The following is a 15,202-nucleotide window of genomic DNA, read 5'->3' on the forward strand; positions in this document are numbered from 1 at the left end:
CTACCGGTGTAAATTAGGTACCAATATCCCGATCAGGGCACCGATACCATAGCCAACAATCACATCACTTGGAAAATGCTTGCCCGCTTTGACTCTCCACAGGGCGGTCAGTGCCGGAAGTGTTGCTGCTGTAGCCCAAACCAGTCCTTTGTTTTGCATATCCGGCCGGTTTTGCACCAGGGTTTGCGCTGTAAAGAAGGACATAGCGGCGGTATTGGAAGCATGCCCGGAAAAAAAGGAAAGGCGTGCCTCCGGATCAATTTTCAGTTCTTCGCCCGTCAAAGGGTTGTAGGTGTAAGGGCGGCTTCGGCGGGCGCCAATTTTGACCAGTCGGGTAATGCCGTTGGTAAGCAGCATGGTTTCCAGCCACATCACAGAGACTACTCCAAAATTATCGCGGCTATTGGACTCTGCCAATAACCCCAGAGGCAGGATTAAAGCGGTACGTAAGGTAATATCAGAAGCGAGGCGCGCCTTTTCGCTGGCCTGCAAGGTGGCAATCCGGTCTAAGCGATTGATTCTGAGAGGATCCAGCAGATCGAGATCGTCCAAAGACATGCCGGGCATTTTCTTCTGGAGCGGAATACTCAGGCCATAAGTCAATGCGCCTGTCCCCAACAGCCCCCCATCCACAGGCCAACTGAGCTGATGGGCCTGGCTCTGTGCCAGAGGTGACAACAACACCATAAAAAAAATACAAAAACAAAGACGCTGTATGGATGTAGGTGGCATAAAAGATTGACTTTAGGCTGGTAAAGTAAAAATTTCCGTTAAAAATCCCACCCGAAACTAAATTTCGGCCCTAACTTGGTGGGAAATAATTGCCTCTTCCGCTATGCAACCGAATACCTGGACCCTGGACCGCATTATCGATATCCTGCTTTATCTTGGCGGCATTGCTCTGTTCCTATGGCTGCTGGATTACCTGAGCCCTTATCTGGTCTCCTTTTTCATTGCGCTCTTCGTAGCCTATCTGCTGGAGCCCATCGTACGCTTTTTCCAGGAACGGCTTAAGGTCCGTACCAGATGGGTGGCGGTCCTGCTTACCCTATTCAGCATGGTGGTCTTTCTCGTCCTCATTGGAATGCTGACCATCCCGGCCATCAACAGTGAAATTGCCAAAATGCAGGAATTGCTGGGCGGTAGTTTGAATTTCCAACTGGAGTCCCTTCTGCCACCTGAAGTCCTTCAGGAAATCGAAGCCTACCTGCACAGTGAGGAGCTCAGAGCCTTGCTCACGGAGGAGAACCTCTACAACTACGGGGTTATGATCCTTTCTTACATCTGGAGCGGGTTAAGCAGTGCCATGGGCATTGTGCTGGGGCTGTTCAGTATCGTTACGTTTTTGCTTTATCTGGTGTTCATCATGCTGTTCTACCATGATTTTGCGGACAACTGGGAAACTGCCATTCCCCCTACCTACCGGGAGCCGGTTGTGATGCTGGTACATGATGTGGAAGACGGGATGCAAATCTACTTCCGGGGCCAGGCGCTGATTGTCTTCTGGGTCTGTATTCTTTTTGCAATAGGTTTCAATTTAATCGGGCTGCCCCTGGGCATACTGCTGGGTATCTTTGTAGGCTTGCTCAACTTTGTGCCTTACTTACAGACGTTAGGACTAGTGCCCGCCCTGCTCCTGGCTGGGGTACAGGCGGTTGAAACCGGAAACAGCTACTGGATGTGCGCTGGTGGTGTGCTCCTGGTTTTCGTCATCGTTCAGGCCATTCAGGAAATTGTACTTACACCGCGGATTATGGGAAGTGCCACGGGCCTGAATCCGGCGGTCATCCTGCTGGCACTGTCTGTCTGGGGCGGGCTCTTTGGAGTGATTGGGATGGTCATCGCGCTACCGCTTACTACGCTGCTCATCAATTACTACAAGCGGTTTGTGCTTCAGGGACAAGCCTTTGGAGAAGAGGAATAGCTTCCTTTTTGCCTTGGCACAAAACTCTGCAAAACCAAAGGCCTGTCAAGGCTGAAACGTTGGGTGCCTGCGGCGGTTTTCAGGCCTTGTTTTCCTGACTCAAACCCCAAAAGCGCGCCCTTTTTATCCGCGGCCCCGACAACTGAAAAGCCGCGCCGTTAATCTCTTTGCGGCTTCTCTAATTCGCCTGTTCTTTACCAAAGGCCGCAGCAGTGATAGGCCGGAACTGCCACCACATTGACAGGGTGAAGGCTGAAATCAGGTGCCAAACGCCCCAAAACGCTGCCACCAAAGCCATACCGCCCAGTCCGTCGAAGAAATTGAAAATCAGAATCAGGGCCAGCCCGGAGTTTTGAATGCCGGTTTCAATGGAAATTGCCCGGGCATCTGCCTGTGGCAGGCCATTTCGGTAAGCCCACTGATAGCCGGTAAATAGCGCCAGTGCGTTATGGATCACCACGAGGTAGAAAACGATGTATAGGTAATTGACGATATTGTCGTAGTTGGCATAAAGCGCAAAGATGACGAACCCGATGAAGATAGCCATAGACAGCATGCGCACCGGCTTTTTCAGCAGAGCCGTGGTTTTAGGGAATCGGGCATGAAGCCCCATCCCAATCAGCAAAGGCACTAGAATCAACTGTACAATGGTCGTGACCATACTCATAGGCGACACATAAATATCCCCCTGTAATCCTTCAGACCCTGGTACGAGCGGTGCCAGCATGGTAAAGTACAGGGGCGTTATCACGACCGCCGCAAGCGTGGATACGCTTGTCATTAAGACCGACAAGGCCGTGTTTGCTTTGGACAAATGCACAGCAAAATTGGATACATTCCCCCCCGGACAGGCGGAAACCAGCAACATGCCCAATGCTATACTTGGTGCCGGCCGAAAAAGATAGATCAGCCCTATCGTCAGCAACGGCAGCAGGATCAGCTGCGAGCTCAATCCAATGAGCGGAGCCTTTGGGCGGCGTAGCAACTCCCGGAAATTATCCACCCGCAAGTCCAATGCAACGCCAAACATGATGAAGGCCAGGCAAATATTCAGCAGTGTGAGCTGTTCGGGGTTAAAGTTGATCTTTATGGCATCAATAGCATTCATTTCTGCAACTTTGGATAAGCTAAAAGTAAGAAGAAAAACAAAAAAGGCAGGAGAACACCTCCAATTGCTCTATGGTTTTTCTTACATTATTCATCATATGAATACCAAAACAATGAAATACCTGATCCTGACCGCTGTCCTGTTGGGCTGCGCCACAGCCTTGCCTGCACAGGGCGCATTGGATGCCCTGAAACAAGAAGTCCGCGAAGACCACGCTTTTTTATCCGGAACAGATGACCCCTACGCAGGGCTCAAAGCTTCCGTCCGGAAAGATTATGCTTACCTGGAAGACCTGTACCGCCACTACCACCTCCATCCGGAACTCTCCTTCCAGGAAGCAGCAACCTCTAAACGCATGGCGGAGGAACTAAGGCTGCTTGGTTTTGAAGTCACCGAGCGTGTTGGTGGTTATGGGGTTGTAGGGATTATGCGCAATGGCGAAGGCCCAACGGTGCTTGTACGGGCAGATATGGATGCCTTGCCGATTGTCGAGGACACCGGCCTGCCATATGCCAGCACCGTCACTACAAAAGATGATGCCGGAAATGAGGTAGGCGTCATGCATGCCTGTGGGCACGATATACATATGACGGTTTGGACAGGGGCAGCCCGGCAATTAGCGGAGCGGAAGGATCAATGGAAAGGCACCCTTGTCTTCATTGGGCAACCGGCAGAAGAACGGGGCGGAGGCGCTAAAGCCATGCTGGCAGATGGGCTTTACACGCGCTTTCCCATACCAGACTACGCGATCGCCCTGCACGTCAGCGCGGGCATGGAAGCCGGTAAAGTGGGCTGCCGGAGCGGCTACAGCCTGGCCAATGTGGATATGATGGATATCACGGTTTATGGTCAGGGCGGCCACGGGGCTTACCCCCACACTACCAAGGACCCTGTGCTTTTAGCATCCCGTATCGTAGTGGCGCTACAAACGGTTGTCAGCCGGGAGCTTTCTCCCCTGGAGCCTGCGGTGGTTACGGTAGGGTCTATTCATGGCGGAACCAAAGGCAATGTCATCCCTAATCAGGTGCAACTCGAATTGACGCTGCGCTCCTACACCGATGAAGTCCGTGCGGCCATTATTGAGAAAATCAAACGTATTTGCCAGGGCGTGGCAATGTCTGCGGGGCTGCAGGCCAATCAATACCCGAAGGTGGAACTCCGCGATGAGTTCACCCCAGCCACATTCAATGACCCGGAACTGGCACAGCGCGTACAACAGGTATTCACTGACGCATTGGGCAAAGAGCATACCCTTGCCGTAGATCCGGTGATGGGTGGGGAAGACTTTGGCCGCTACGGACGTACTGAAGAAAAGGTCCCCATTTTCATGTTTTGGCTGGGCGCTGTAGCTAAGGAACAGATGGCTGCCGCCGAACGGGGAGCACTACAATTGCCGTCGCTGCACAACTCCGGCTTTGCTCCTGACCCTGAGCCGACAATTACAACAGGTGTGGTGGCCATGACTGCGGCGGTACTTGACCTTCTGAAATAGAAAATGCCCCGCCTGCTGCTTTAAAGCTTCAGGCGGGGCATGACTGCCAATTCAGGCATTGCTTATTCCTCAAATTCAATCGCTTTCATGTTATAGGCATCTTTGTCTATGCGCAACTCGTTATCCAGCACCATTTCAAAGGAACCATCGTCTTCCTGCAGGTAGACGATGTCATTTTTGACTAGCGTTTCCTCATCATCAGCTTCTATCCGGCGGAATTTGGTCAGAATGTCAAGATCAGTGTCACCATCCAGATCAGTGATAAAGCTATCCTGCTGATAGCAGAAATCTCCCTTGCAGTAGGCATAGGCCAGAACCTGTACCGGCTCCATCACTTCCCCGTTCAGATCAAATAAAACGATAGTGTTGGGCCCTTTGTCGGAGGGCGTACGGATCAGGTAGTGCTCTGCTCTGTTGCCTTTAATACTGTAAATACTGTAAGCGTAGGATGCATCATCCTCCAGCAAATCGCGGTGGGTACCGGCAAACATCTCATAATACGACTCCGGTATCTCTTTACCTTTAAATGGGTATTCGTAAGGCAGTTCATCATCGTAGTGCGAATAGACCCGCAGGTTACCAACGTTGCTTTCCTCAAAAAGGGCAATAAAAGAAGCTGCTTCCGGGCTAACGGGTACATTGGTTGCCGGATAAGGCCGTACGTCATATTCCCCGTAGGAAGTGTCTGGCTTCTGCCCTAAGGCGGAAAACGTCAAACAAACAGAAAAGATCAACAGACTAAGAATTCGCATATTTTACAGTATTTATTTTTATTCATCTGTAAAACAGCGGCTTAAATAGCATGTTCGATTCGTCTACCCTTCCCGCATCTCCTCCTGATACTCCTGCAAAAGCGCCCACTCTCCTTCCGTAGCCAGGCGGGCTTGTGCCGGCCAGGTGGCGGGGTCATGCATGTTGTAATTGGGCCCTGAGGCTTCCAGTATCTCCCGCAGGCGGTCCGTATCTGCAGCAGCAAGCTCACCCCAGCTTCCAATTCCAGCTGTCTTTAAGGCATCAGCCACCATAGGCCCAATGCCTTCAAAAATAGTCAGATCGGTGGGATCTTCAGATAATGGGGCCACCTTAGTCCTGAAGTCATCCGGATTTTCCTGTTTTTGCAGGGCCAGCTGGGCGGCTTGTTCCACCCATTTATCTTTTTCAATTCGGCCTTCAAAGTAGCCAATCGTTTCTGTAACCTGTTGGGTACGCTCAGAGTCCCAACTGCTTATTTCTTCGTAGGTATAGACACCGATATCATTGAGCTGTTTTTCCAAAAAATTGCCAATCCCTTCAATTCGGGTCAGGTCATCGCGCTCTGCGACCTGCTCCCGGATTTTATCCATGAAGGGCTTTGGGTTGGTAAACTGCAGCTCCGGTTCTTCCTCCACCACCGTAGCGTCAGGCAGGCCCGGCATAGGGTGCACTTCGGGGTGTATATTGGCTTCCGGAGTGGCCATTCCACGGGACACGGCTCCCCCCACCAGGGTTTTCAGTTCAGACCGAAGTGCGGCATTATCATGAGAAAGATTATCCATTTTGCGCTCCAGGGCATCCAACCGGTCCGGGCTTATCACTGCAGCGGAAGCCATCTGCCCACCGTTGTTTGAAGCTGCTTCAAGAGCATTGGCCAACTCCTGATTTCGGGAACGCAGGGCTGCCACTTCATCATTGAGGTCATCGACAATTTGCTGATAAGAGTCTCCGCTGTGCCCGCCTTCCTCCAACTGCCGCCTGAGCATAAACACCTCTTTATTGAGCTGTTCCTTTTCTTCTTCCAAGCGCTGTTGCCCGGCTTCTGCTTCCTGCAGAGAGAATCCCAGTTTTTTAAGGTCGGCATCTTTCAGGGACAATTGTTCGCGCAAGGTTTCTATTTCTGCCTGCGCATCAGCTAGTTCTTTTTTTTTATCGTTCAACTCGCGCCGCAACTCGCGCACCCGTCGGTTCCGCAGCAGGTAGCCTACCAGCAGCCCGAACAAAAAAGCGGTTAACATGACGATAAGTATGAAGATGCTTTCGCGGGCGGTAAACTGACTAAATAAATTGCTCAGGTCCATGGTTTATTGGTATTGTTGATACGGGCTGATGCCCAAGGTTATTAATTCGGTTGCCTTACTGTACAGCAGTGGAGTCCGCCGCAGTACTTAAGACAAAATTGACCCGCCGGTTTTTTTGCCGGCCTTCCGGGTTATCGGCACCGCCGGGCAGAGAGTTGGGAGCTACAGGGCGGCTCTCCCCTTCGGAATCAATCTGAATACTGGCGGTCACGCCCAGGGAGTCCTGAAAGTAAAAGCGGGCATTTTCGGCCCGGCGCATCCCTAAATCCAGGTTATAGGCATCAGAGCCAATACTATCGGTATGACCGATGATGGCCATGCTGGCCTCCGGGTTGAGGTCAAGGTAGGTTTTCACCGAATCTGCATAGAGCTGCAGGGACGGCCCCGGCTTGAAAACGGCTGAATTATACTCAAAGTTAGCATCTGAAAAAGTCATGTTCTTAAAGGTAAACAACACTTTTTCAAAGCCCCCTTCTACCGCTGCGGGGTCATAAAGGTCAAACATGATGGGTTCACGTAGTTGGCGGTCTTCGCTAATCCCGTAATCAAGGGTGAAGCGGTTTTGGTCAATACCCCTTCGCATCATCAGCTTCCGGATTTGATCAGCGCGTGCCAGGCCCAGGTTTTCAAAGAAACCGGGGGCTACAGCGTCTTCGCTTTCGCGATAAAGAGCAGTGAGGGTCACGTTACGGTCCGAACGGTCTCTAAGAATAGCCGCCAGTGTATCCAGAAAAAACTGGTTATTGTCGTTTAGGCGAGGCTGCAAAGCGGCAGAGTCGAAGGCAAATTGGTCATACCCCCTTAGCAACACGCTATCCCCCTCTGTGAGCCGGAGGGTCTGCAAACGGGCATCTACCAGCTCTCCGGGGCCACACTGCTGCCGGAGCTCACAAATAAAGTACCAGCGTGCCAGTAAAGCGAAGGCCAAAAAGGCCATGAAAACCAATAAGGCCAAAAAACGCATAGTGTTGTAAATTGGTGGTTCGTTAGTACAAAGGCGATTCTCCCTTTGGTTATTGCCAAAGTAATACTTTTCTTCTTAATATGCCTGAAGCGGTTTGGGAAATTAGTAGCAGGAGCTGATTCCACCTTTCGCTGGCAGCTACGTGTTTCAGAAGTTTTAATGGTAAGTACACGCCTCCTTTACTTTTTGCATATACTTCCGGACATCAATCAGGCTCACTACGGCAGCGTGTACTGACTTCACAACGGCCTGCTAAAGCCTTTCGATAAAAACGTCCAGGTCCCCGGTAGTATTAAGGCCTAGCTTTCTGCTTAGCCGATGGCGGCTGCGCCATACACTTTGAAGGGAAATGCCTAATGATTCGGCTGCCTCTCTGTTGTCAAATTTTAGTTTCATTAGTAAGATAAGGCGTGTCTCGCCAGAGGTGAGTTTAGGGAACATCTCTTTCAGTTTGTCAAGAAAACCCGGAAAGCACTCCTCATAACGTTCCTTGAAAACAAGCCAGTCCTGGTCTGTCAGAATTTTCATACTCTTGAGCTCGGAGGACTCCTGAGACGCATGCCCGGCTTCGGAAGTAGAGGACGGGCCGGCTTGCTGGCTGAGTTTAATTTGTAATTCCCTGATAAGCCTGCTTTTCAGTGCAAGTGCCTGCCCGGTTTCATTAAGCTCTTTTTTCGCATCCTCCAGTTGGTTCCGGGAATGCATTAAGGCTTTTGATTTCAACTTTTCCCGTGCGTTAATCAGTTCTTTTTCCTGTGATAACAAGCGGTTTTGCTGTACTAAAATAAGCCGGTGGTTGTGCTGCCGGATGTAGAGTGCCGAAAGCAGGAGAATGACCGACAGCAGGGCGAGCGCCCAGATGAATTGCCGAAGCCTTAAGGCCAGCTGCTCCTGCTCCAGGCTTTCGATACGATGCTCTTTTTGGGTATTTTCATACTGTGCTTCCAGTCTGACCACCTCTTTGGCTTTATCCGAGTCTAACTTGATTCTGTATAGCCGATGGCTTTCATTGGCTTCGTTCAATGCGCTTTCCCAATCACCACGTTTCGCATAAATATCACTCAGCATTCTGTGCGCAGCATAGAGATTGCCGGTGTCTGGGGAAGCCAATGACTCTTTGATATACCATTCTGCAGAATCCAGTTGCCCAAGGTTAAGATAACACTCCCCGAGTGCCAAAGGTACCTGGAAATAAGAAATACGGATACTGCCAAATGGATTTTGGTGGTAAGCGCCCTGAAATAAAGGAAGAGCCAACTGATACTGCCCTGCTTCGGAATAAGCCCTCGCGAGCCTGTAGTCCATAATAGCGGGTAGCTCTTTTTCAGGGTTGGCTTCCTTAAAGATTTTTTGCATTTGCTTTACCCAGTAAATACTGGAGTCCGGTTGAGTTCTAAGATAGTGGACACTCAAGTGTCTCGCTGTCCTTGCCCGAAATCTCCAGGGGTTGTAAATTTTAGAGACATCCGCTTTCCAACTTTTTTGTGCCCACTCCAGGGACTGAGGCCTGTCCCCACTGCGCTCATAAGCTACAGTAATATCAGAGTAAAGATTTGCATGCCGGTCAGAAAAATGGCTGCTTGCCTTATTCAGGACGTCCAGCAATTCAAAATAAATTTCCAGTGCTTCCGCAAACCTGCTCTGATAAATATAGCTGCGGGCCTGAAGATAGCGAGCATCACTTGCATCAAGAGGCCGGCCCAACTCCATATAGCGCCGGTAGGCATCTTCAGTACATATTTTAGCCAGGTCGAACTCGGCAAGATCCACATAAAACTCAGCACGCATCATCTGACAAAAAGCAAATACCGTATCATGGGGGTAATTCTCTTCATAAAGCTCTAACAGGCGAAAGTTGACCTCCGGGCTGTCCCTCGGCAAATGGTACCACAAAGACAGACAAGCCCAGGGTTGAAGAGCTTCCGGCACTTCCTGCTTAAGCCGGGCAATGCAAGAATCCGGGTCTGAAAGTGGATAAGTGGCGATATAGTCTCCCTCATGAGCGGCATTTTGGCGTTCGAAGAAACCCTCCACTTCATTATCTTCTGTGTCATCACAGCTTGATACTGTTAAGGCTATGATACACCATAACAACAGCTTTAGGCGTCGTAAAGCACTGCTCATATCAGGAACAACCCTGTATTGGTATCTCATACCTCTACCTTCAAAAGGGCTCAGTATCTTCATGATATTACATAGTGTTTGCTTGCAGACAATCTTGATGGAGGTAAAAGTAAGACTTTAATCCCCCTAAAAGACTAGTGTTCCTTGCGTATTGCCTCTTTGTCCGAGTAATTGTCCGATTAAAAAACATGGGAATCACGGCATTCTGTGCGTGATTTGTATCCACAAGCAGGAGCATTATTTAACTTGTTCAAAAGGCTGCGTAACATAAACAAATATGCATTCGACACTCCTCGCTATCCATTCCTTCAAACCGATTCATACAAGTTTTTTTAGCCGTTTTTTTTTCAACTCATCGGTATAGCCTGACAAGATGAGATTTGTAACAATATGGCATCACTATTTTTTCGGCTTCCAGGGCGGAGCCAGGAAATAGGCGCGAAGCCAAACGCAGGCGATCCCTGACGAATCGTGGATAAAGGCGCCACGGTGAAATCTGAATCAACGCAGTAAGGCGGAAGCGACGCTAAAAGTAAGGAGTCAGCACTTAAAATATTGAGTTATACAGGCTGTATCCGGTCTAGTGCTCTGTCAAGTATGAACAATGGAGTACTCTGCTACAGATTACCTGTTATTTGATATTTGACAGCGCATTTAGGATTATTTATGGGGAATTTGAAGGCGCTGCGGCTTTTGCCGTGGCGCTTTTTTTGGAACTTGTTCATATGGTAAGCTGAAATGTACGAAATGAGTACAGCGGAGAACAGCCATTGCCAAGGGCACCTGAAAACATATTTGGAGGTGCCCCTGTATGACAACGAACCTAATTAGAAATGGAAATCTATTGAACCAGGATGATACCCTGATTTGGGGAATTCATCAGTTAGCCATCAGCCCCAGTTGACCAGCCGCCCATTGAAGTTTCTGTCGGGTCTTGTGGAACTTCCCCCTCAGCTCAGTCAACTTGAGCTGCGCATCAATGAGTTTCTGCTCACGGGAATTAACCAGAAATATGGAGCTTTCCCCCAGTTCGAACTTGATGTATTCTGCCTCAAGCAGGGTATTGTAGTTTTGAACAGCACCTTCGTAGAGCTCAATCTGAGCGATAAAGTTATCCTGCTCGTTATAGTAGTTGTTGATCTTGTTTTCCACCTCAAGCTGCTTACGCTGCAGGGTGTATTCCGTATCCTGTATTTTGATACGCGTCAATTGCAGCTTGCCCCGCTCCTTACGCAGGAATACCGGGAAGTCGAAACGTACACCCCACTTATAGTTTTGCCCCACTAACTGCGTAATGCCATTGTCTGTTGTAGAACCAGGAAGGAAGTTGGTCCCCTCGCCCAGGAAGTTGTATTCGAAGTCCAGGCGTGGCTTAAGCTGCTCCAGGGCCAGCCTCCGATCTACATCATACTGTTGTAGCTTGAACCGGTACTTCAAAAGATCCGGGTGTATCTGCCGGGCATCCTGCCAAAGCTGTTGCCGCGTATTTGGAACAGGGTCGGGTGAAAGCTCTTCCAGCAGTAAAGGCCGGACCCCATCGGTCACTTCCAGAGGTTCGCCTGCTTCGGTCCAGAGGAAGTTGGACAGTTTAAGGGTCGCATTCCGGTACTCAATCAAGGCGTTATTGTAGTCAAATTGCCGGTTTTGCACCTGAATCATAGTCTCAAGCGTATCAATCGCCGGCAAATCCCCCGCCAGAAAGCTCTGCCTTATCCCCTCGAAACGTTCTACAGTAATAACCAGTGCGCGATCGAAGATGATCAGCTGATTGAATGCTACACTCCAGTCCCAGTATACTTGCGCCGCTTCCATGAGCAGATCATTAACCATTCCCTGCTGTTCCGCCACGTTCGCACCCGCCATGATCTTGGCCTGTTCCAGGGCAGCGCGGCGTTCATCGATAATAAGGTTACGGCCAAGGGGCACCTTAATGCCTAATATGGCCTGCCCAACATCAGGAACGGTACGCTCTGCGTTTTGGTAGAGCGCGTCCACATCAGCAACGGCATAAGCACCTTTCAGCTCTATACCGTACCAGGTAGGGATTTTTACGCCCGCCTCCCCAAATGCGAAATATTCATTTTCCTTAAAGTTTTTCTGATCCCAGTCGCCATAAAGCTTGGGGTCGAACCCGCCCCGGGCCAGCCGCTCCAAAGCTTCTGCCTGCACATTCAGCAAACGCCCCTGCCGCGCCACCGGATGGTAACTCGCCACCCAGGACAAGTACTGATCAGCGGTGAGCACCTGCGCACTGTCAGCCGGTTGCGCTCCGGCTACCACGCCAAATAGCATCAGCAATAAAAGCGTCGGGATGAATCTCAATCTCATTTTATTTTATTGATTTTGCAGGAGCTTTCATTTTGACATCCTCCCCATCTCCCATATCACCATCTTCCGCATCGTAGTAATCTGGCGGGAACCCATTGAGGCGGCGCCATATTTCGTACCAGAGCGGCACGTTATTGAGCAGCGCAATCCCCTGAGCCCCTGAGCCTACGCGTAGGGCTTCCGGCCAGGGCTTACCGCCGGGGTCTGCTCCCACTAGAATGCGGTACTCACCGTTTTTGCTAATCATATTGTCAATAGCGACCACACTGCCGGAGTAAGTGCCGAAGGACTGCCCGGGCCAGCCGGAAAATATGAATGCTGGCCAGCCATCAAAAATGAAGCGGACTTCCTGCCCGAGTTCGATCAGCGGCAGGTCCATAGGCTTGATAAAGAGCTCCACAGCCAGTTCGTAGTCGGCTGGCATGATGGTAACGATATTGCCCCCTTCCTTCACCGTTTCGCCAATACCAGGAGTAATAGCTTTGGTGATGTAACAATCCTGGGGGGCAAGAATATAGTAGAACTGATTACGGGCACTATAGTTTGAAGCCTGAATTCGAAGCTTATTGACACTGCCCTCCGCATCGTACAGCGCAGAGAGGGTGCTAAATTTATCGGATTCGGCCTTAGCGATTTTCTGATTGTACTCGTACTGTACGGTACTGAGCGCGAGTTTGGCATTCTCCAACTCATTGCGGGCTTCCTGCACTTTATTCTGTGCCGAAACCAACTTAGCGGCTGTTTGCTGTACTTTCGACTGCTTATCCTCCAGTTTTGTACGGGAATCAATGCCTTTATCAAACAGTTCCTGAGACCGGGCGTACTGACGCCGGGCAATTGAATCCTGAACGACCGCTTCTGCATAATCGGCCTGACTGGAATTGAGTTTAAACTCCATCTGGCTGATCTTATTCGTCAGCTGCTGCTGTTTGAAGGTCAACTCGGAACGCATTGCCGCAATCTGCTGCTCCAGTGCCACCACCTTGTCACTGTAGGAACCAATAGCCCCTTCCTTTGCCTTCACCTGCTGATTAGTGCGGGGTACCAGATCGGGGTCGAAGTATTCAGACTTAATTTCCGAAAGGAATACAATCGTATCTCCCCGCCTGACTAAGTCCCCTTCCCGAACATACCACTTCTCAATACGGCCCGCAATAGTGGACTGTATGGTCTGCGGCCGCTGTCCGGGCTGAAGCGTGGTGACCTTGCCCTTAGACTGCACGTTTTGAGTCCAGGGCAGGAATAAGAACACAATCACAAGGAAAAGCGTGAATAACAGCCAGCGGGTAAACATCCGGTTGGCATTAGACAGCACAGTCCGTTTGAAAGAATTGAACCGGCTGAACTCTACTTCCTGATTGACGGTATTATCAGATATATTCAACATATCAGTTAAGCGTTTGATTCAGCAGATTGATGCGGCGTCCCCACTCCATTGCCGTGAATCCGTGCTGCGTCAGTTCTTGTAAAAATATTGTAAAAGTGGGGCCCCTTCTCAATCTCTTCAAATGTCCCGGATTGTACGATCTGCCCTTCTTTCATGACGATGACCCGGTCGCACCGGGAAGCCAAAACCGGGTCATCCGTTACGGTGACCATAGTCCAGTCGTGATCTTTAGAGGTAAGATAGTCCGAAATCATCTCGCGGTCGCCCTGCTCAATGCCGTAGAAGAAACCTTCCACGGCCAGCATGCGCGGGCTGGTGATGATACAGCGCGCCAGAATAATGCGGGTACGTATACTTTGGGTGACGTTGCTGCCCTCAGGCAGAAGCATAGTCTCATAGCCTTTGGGGAGCTTGTCAATGTAAGTACTCAACCCGATCTGATTCGCGACTTCCACTACTCGTTTCAATGGCACATCGGGGCAACTAAAGGTGATATTTTCCAGAATGGTGCCCCGGAAGATGTCTTCCTGAGCAGAATAATCGCCTATTTGTTGCCGCAGGCTATGTATGTTGATGTTTCGTACCGGGAAACCGTTGTAGGAAATGCTGCCTTTGAAATCAGTATACAAGCCTGCCATAATCTGCAGCAGGGTGGACTTGCCCGAACCGTTGTAGCCAGCGATACAAATGCGCTCATTGGCTTTGATCTTTAGGTTCAGGTTATCCAGCGTATTCTTCTCGGAATCCCGGAATTTGAAGGTCAGCTTCTCCAGGTTGAGCGCAATGCCTTTACCGGTGTCAATTTGCTCGAAAAGCCGGCCTTCTTCCTCCTCAATCGGCAGGTCGGTAACGGCACCAAGTTTCTCCAGCCCTGTAAGAACGTCATAAATGGTCTCCATGCTTAGTATGAGCTTCTCCACAGAATTCATAACCAGGATAACCACAATCTCCGCCGCAACGAACTGCCCAATATTAATCTGATTATCAATCACCAGGTAGGCCCCTAAAAACAAAAGCCCGGCTGTAATGATAGTTTTGAAAGCAACGATATTGCCATATTGGAAGACCAAAATTTTAAAGTGCTTCTTCCTGGCATCCAGGTAATCGCAAACCAGGCCATCGGTTTTATTTAGGGAAAAGGAATTACCGCCTGCCAGTTTAAAGGTATTCATGGCTCGGGCGATTTCCTCCAGCCAGTAAGCTACTTCGTACTTGTACTTCGACTCTTTGAGGCTCGTTTTGAGCCCTCCGGGGCCGGTCACCCGCATGATGGCCAGCAAGATGACGATCAACGCCAGCCCGAAGAAGACAAAGAAAGGGTGATAAAAAGAAATCAGGATGAGCCCAAAAAGGATTTGGAGAACTGCAGTGGAAAAGTCCATCAGTATTTTGGGCACCCCTTTTTGTACGGAGAGCGTATCAAAAAAGCGGTTGACCAGTTCCGGCGGGTAAAACCGGACCACCTCATCCAGCTTTATACGCGGTATACGGTAGGCGAAATCAAAAGCCGAACGGGCAAAAATACGCCGCTGAATGGTCTCCGTTACCGTCAGCTGCATCACTTTTAAGATGCCGGAAAGTGCCGTAGCCAGAGTAACCACCGCTACAAGTATAACCAGGGACGCGGACAGCGACCCTCCCGCGATCAAGCCAATGATAGCCTGTACGCCAAGCGGAAGGCTCAGAGTGATAAGCCCGGCAAAAATTGCGTAGACATATATGTAATAGATATCTTTTTTGTCGAGTTCCAGCAAGCGGAAAAACCGCTGCAATGGTTTCGAAGAACCATAATCAGCCATTCTAAAAATATTTTGAAAGCTG

Annotated in this window: 10 protein-coding genes and 1 pseudogene; 2 read left to right on the forward strand and 9 right to left on the reverse strand. The window is 50.0% G+C overall.

Annotated features, from left to right (window positions below; genetic code table 11):
* Positions 1-732, reverse strand: a complete 732-nt coding sequence (locus ACO08I_RS10670) for a phosphatase PAP2 family protein (protein ID WP_081968761.1) — start codon at positions 730-732, stop codon at positions 1-3.
* 103 nt (positions 733-835) lie between these two features.
* Between ACO08I_RS10670 and ACO08I_RS10675 the strand changes: the two genes are divergently transcribed.
* Positions 836-1,924, forward strand: a complete 1,089-nt coding sequence (locus ACO08I_RS10675) for an AI-2E family transporter (protein ID WP_421949295.1) — start codon at positions 836-838, stop codon at positions 1,922-1,924.
* A 178-nt stretch (positions 1,925-2,102) separates the two neighbouring features.
* Here the strand turns inward: ACO08I_RS10675 and ACO08I_RS10680 are convergent.
* A pseudogene (locus ACO08I_RS10680) lies at positions 2,103-3,050 on the reverse strand (bile acid:sodium symporter family protein); the annotation flags it as partial.
* 94 nt (positions 3,051-3,144) lie between these two features.
* Here ACO08I_RS10680 and ACO08I_RS10685 point away from each other — a divergent pair.
* On the forward strand, positions 3,145-4,524 hold the full coding sequence (locus tag ACO08I_RS10685) for a M20 metallopeptidase family protein (protein ID WP_282782431.1): 1,380 nt from the start codon (positions 3,145-3,147) through the stop codon (positions 4,522-4,524).
* A gap of 62 nt (positions 4,525-4,586) precedes the next feature.
* Here the strand turns inward: ACO08I_RS10685 and ACO08I_RS10690 are convergent, their stop codons facing one another.
* The 7 genes from ACO08I_RS10690 to ACO08I_RS10720 all read right to left on the reverse strand — a co-directional run bounded on the left by ACO08I_RS10690 (position 4,587) and on the right by ACO08I_RS10720 (position 15,180).
* Positions 4,587-5,276: a hypothetical protein gene (locus ACO08I_RS10690; RefSeq protein ID WP_282782429.1), complete on the reverse strand. Its 690-nt coding sequence runs from the start codon at positions 5,274-5,276 to the stop codon at positions 4,587-4,589.
* A 63-nt stretch (positions 5,277-5,339) separates the two neighbouring features.
* Positions 5,340-6,578 (reverse strand): helix-hairpin-helix domain-containing protein, encoded by a 1,239-nt coding sequence (locus tag ACO08I_RS10695; RefSeq protein ID WP_052516007.1) that lies wholly within the window; start codon positions 6,576-6,578, stop codon positions 5,340-5,342.
* A gap of 55 nt (positions 6,579-6,633) precedes the next feature.
* Positions 6,634-7,542 (reverse strand): OmpA family protein, encoded by a 909-nt coding sequence (locus tag ACO08I_RS10700; RefSeq protein WP_421949296.1) that lies wholly within the window; start codon positions 7,540-7,542, stop codon positions 6,634-6,636.
* A 252-nt stretch (positions 7,543-7,794) separates the two neighbouring features.
* Entirely contained in the window at positions 7,795-9,696 is a 1,902-nt protein-coding gene (locus ACO08I_RS10705; protein ID WP_421949297.1) for a tetratricopeptide repeat protein, read from the reverse strand.
* 849 nt (positions 9,697-10,545) lie between these two features.
* The gene (locus ACO08I_RS10710) at positions 10,546-11,994 is read right to left on the reverse strand and encodes a TolC family protein (RefSeq protein WP_282777715.1); all 1,449 of its coding nucleotides are present in this window, start codon (positions 11,992-11,994) and stop codon (positions 10,546-10,548) included.
* 1 nt (position 11,995) lies between these two features.
* Positions 11,996-13,381 (reverse strand): HlyD family secretion protein, encoded by a 1,386-nt coding sequence (locus tag ACO08I_RS10715; protein ID WP_421949298.1) that lies wholly within the window; start codon positions 13,379-13,381, stop codon positions 11,996-11,998.
* 5 nt (positions 13,382-13,386) lie between these two features.
* Entirely contained in the window at positions 13,387-15,180 is a 1,794-nt protein-coding gene (locus tag ACO08I_RS10720) for a peptidase domain-containing ABC transporter (RefSeq protein WP_063978272.1), read from the reverse strand.
* Between the last annotated feature and the right edge of the window lie 22 nt (positions 15,181-15,202).

It is taken from the genome of Phaeodactylibacter xiamenensis, assembly GCF_965229835.1.
Lineage (GTDB): Bacteria > Bacteroidota > Bacteroidia > Chitinophagales > Saprospiraceae > Phaeodactylibacter > Phaeodactylibacter xiamenensis.

What these genes read in the sequence shown, in the direction of transcription:
- ACO08I_RS10700 (WP_421949296.1), bottom strand. Translation starts at nt 7,542, where the DNA reads ATGCGTTTTTTGGCCTTATTGGTTTTCATGGCCTTTTTGGCCTTCGCT.
- ACO08I_RS10695 (WP_052516007.1), bottom strand. Translation starts at nt 6,578, where the DNA reads ATGGACCTGAGCAATTTATTTAGTCAGTTTACCGCCCGCGAAAGCATC.
- ACO08I_RS10690 (WP_282782429.1), bottom strand. Translation starts at nt 5,276, where the DNA reads ATGCGAATTCTTAGTCTGTTGATCTTTTCTGTTTGTTTGACGTTTTCC.
- ACO08I_RS10720 (WP_063978272.1), bottom strand. Translation starts at nt 15,180, where the DNA reads ATGGCTGATTATGGTTCTTCGAAACCATTGCAGCGGTTTTTCCGCTTG.
- ACO08I_RS10675 (WP_421949295.1), top strand. Translation starts at nt 836, where the DNA reads ATGCAACCGAATACCTGGACCCTGGACCGCATTATCGATATCCTGCTT.
- ACO08I_RS10705 (WP_421949297.1), bottom strand. Translation starts at nt 9,696, where the DNA reads ATGAGATACCAATACAGGGTTGTTCCTGATATGAGCAGTGCTTTACGA.
- ACO08I_RS10670 (WP_081968761.1), bottom strand. Translation starts at nt 732, where the DNA reads ATGCCACCTACATCCATACAGCGTCTTTGTTTTTGTATTTTTTTTATG.
- ACO08I_RS10715 (WP_421949298.1), bottom strand. Translation starts at nt 13,381, where the DNA reads ATGTTGAATATATCTGATAATACCGTCAATCAGGAAGTAGAGTTCAGC.
- ACO08I_RS10685 (WP_282782431.1), top strand. Translation starts at nt 3,145, where the DNA reads ATGAAATACCTGATCCTGACCGCTGTCCTGTTGGGCTGCGCCACAGCC.
- ACO08I_RS10710 (WP_282777715.1), bottom strand. Translation starts at nt 11,994, where the DNA reads ATGAGATTGAGATTCATCCCGACGCTTTTATTGCTGATGCTATTTGGC.